This window comes from Frateuria sp. YIM B11624 (assembly GCF_049727805.1).
Taxonomy (GTDB): Bacteria; Pseudomonadota; Gammaproteobacteria; order Xanthomonadales; family Rhodanobacteraceae; genus Frateuria_A.
The window spans coordinates 1-2,461 of record NZ_JBCNYA010000062.1 but is presented as its reverse complement, the minus strand read 5'-3'; the positions used below and the strand labels follow the sequence as shown (position 1 = coordinate 2,461).

The following is a 2,461-nucleotide window of genomic DNA, read 5'->3' as shown; positions in this document are numbered from 1 at the left end:
GCTCGGATGAAGAGAGGACGCCAGCGTTGACCCAGAGCGGTGATGGTGGACTACCGCCACACGCCTCGATGAGCTGATCGTAGCCTAGTCGGGTGAGCGCGAAATGCGGCATTTGAGGCCTAACGCTTGAGTTAAGCGGCGCGCGGTACGCGCGTCCGCTTGGACGAGTGGTTAGGTTCCTTGCCAGTTGATGGACAAGGGCGAACTGACTTTGGCCTGTTGAATATTTGCACAATCACTGGCGTCACCGAGGTAGAGAAAGCGATTTCCGCCGGTGAGCTGGAAGAGCTGGTCGCCTTGTTGTGCGTACTGGGCGGCAGGAATGATTTGCTGGGCCTGCGACAAGGTGATGTTGGCTAGCACCATGATCCGCTCTGCGTCCGACGCCGAGATGAGCTGGGGATCGGACGGCGTGCCGTAGGACCAGCCCAAGTAACCGTTGTAAACGAAGAAGTCCGGCATTGCGACCTAACGCTGGAATTGAGCGGCGGCGAAGCCGTCCGCCTCGAATACGGTGTTAGATGCCATGCTGCGCGCGCAACCGGTCATAGCACTCACCGCACAGAAGTTTGATGCCCGCAAACGCCTCGGAACGCTCGTTCCAGTCGCCGGTAGCACCACCCTCGCGGACGCGTACCTCCTCGCACGCAGAGCACCAAGCATCACCGCGCGGGCCACCTGACCAAAAGAACCCCACTTTCTCGCCTGTGCTGAGGGCGCCGACAAGATGTTGGCAAACGAAGGTTTCCTCTTGCTCTCCGTGCGCATGGCATTCGACAGTGTTGGTCATGGGATCTAACGTTCGACATGAGCGGCGGCTTGCCGATGGCGCAGCCAGCGGTAAGACGTCCGCTCGATGGAGGGGTTAGGCGTCACAGCGCTTCGGGCCGCAAGATCTTGCCGGCGCCCAGAGCGAGCAGGCGCGGAGCCTTGGTGGCCTTATGGAAATTGCGGTCCGAAGTGACAAACGCGTCATTGGCATAGTGCAGATGACACCACATTGTTTGGACATCGCAAAGGCGATTCAGCCACGCAGCAAATTTGGGTGACGTATCGGGCTCTCCTGTGATGGCTAACGGCGGAGAGTCACCGAACAGGATATCTTCGATCTGCTTAGCGTGATTAGCCATGCACTCGTCCGACCATACGTCGTGATCCCAGAAGGTAACGTCCCAAATCATCATCGGCGCCAGCCGCGGCAGTGAAGCAACACCGGCTTCTTCCAAAAGGCGTTCGAACAGGTCGTACCGATCAGGCTTGATCCCGCGCTGCCGCATCTCGGACGCCCCGATCTCTACCACGAAGCCTTCATGCTGTTTCGTCGCGAGCGATTCGCGAAGGCGGACGACATTCGCCGAACCGTTCGCTAGATCGATTAGCACGTTGTGATCGAGCGTGAGTTTCATGACGCCTAACGTTCGACATGAGCGGCACCTGGAAGCGGGCGCAGCCCGCTGTAAGGCGTCCGCTCGATGGAGGGGTTAGGCGTCCCGCGAGGCTCACGTGTCATATTCACCACTATCCCAAGGTTCGAAGAACGCCATGTAGTTGCCCGGCTGAGCCTCAATGGCCCATTCGTCTTCTTCATCGTTGGGCGTTCGAGGTACCAGGCCAAAGGTGGTTCCGAACTTCTCGACCGAAAACGGCGCGACCTCGATTCTTTGGTATTTGACCGGCTCTATATAAGACAAGAGCTTCTTGTGAAACGCCTGGCGCACGGCTTCGTCCATCGTGTCGCGAGGTCCGAAAGACTCAATCTTCGCTTCAACAAGCGCGCCCTTCATATCGAACAGGTAGAGGGCAACGAACTCTTCTCCCGCTTTCCCTCCGATCGCAGGCTCAAACGGTGTCGTCAAGAAGAACTGACGGCCGTCTGCCGTTTTGCCGACGAACTCCGCCTGGTAGTCGTCGTGATCGATTGCGATGAGCTTTGGTGGCTTGCTTGGCATGTTCTTGGACGCCTAACGCTGGAGTTAAGCGGCGGCGAAGCCGTCCGCCTTGAACGAATTGTTAGGCGCCAAGTAGGGCTAGCACCCGACCAAAGCCACGCACATGGCCACCCTCGGAGATGTGCCATACCTGACCTGGTGACACGAAGTGCGCGTCCTCCGGGGTCACAACGAAGCGGCACCTCGCAACACAGGATTCACCCGGATGTAGCCAGACCCTGTCTTCGAGATCGAGCTGCCCCGGAAGGGAGTGCGCGCAGCCGGGGAACCAATGGTTTGGGCGAGTACCGGTTCGCAAGCCTTCCCTACCTTCCAGGGGTATAGGCGGGAGAAAGACCTCCACTCGAGCCAAAATCACGCCATCCTCGACTTCCATGTTGCTCCCGCCTAACGCTTGAATTAAGCGGCGGCGAAGCCGTCCGCTTGAATGAAGTGTTAGGGGCTTGCACCGCGCCATGCTTGGACGACTGCGCCGGCACAACCGCAGGTCCCACCAAGCACAACGCTAGCAG

General features: G+C 58.9%; 4 protein-coding genes. All 4 read right to left on the bottom strand.

Annotated features, from left to right (window positions below; all coding sequences use genetic code 11):
* Window positions 1–171: 171 nt before the first annotated feature.
* Complete coding sequence (locus AAIL17_RS18190; protein ID WP_424684237.1) at window positions 172–462, bottom strand: hypothetical protein; 291 nt, start codon at window positions 460–462, stop codon at window positions 172–174.
* 55 nt (window positions 463–517) lie between these two features.
* Window positions 518–790: a hypothetical protein gene (locus AAIL17_RS18185; protein ID WP_424684236.1), complete on the bottom strand. Its 273-nt coding sequence runs from the start codon at window positions 788–790 to the stop codon at window positions 518–520.
* Between the two features lie 82 nt (window positions 791–872).
* Entirely contained in the window at window positions 873–1,406 is a 534-nt protein-coding gene (locus AAIL17_RS18180) for a hypothetical protein (protein WP_424684235.1), read from the bottom strand.
* A 93-nt stretch (window positions 1,407–1,499) separates the two neighbouring features.
* Entirely contained in the window at window positions 1,500–1,949 is a 450-nt protein-coding gene (locus tag AAIL17_RS18175; RefSeq protein ID WP_424684234.1) for a hypothetical protein, read from the bottom strand.
* Window positions 1,950–2,461 lie beyond the last annotated feature (512 nt).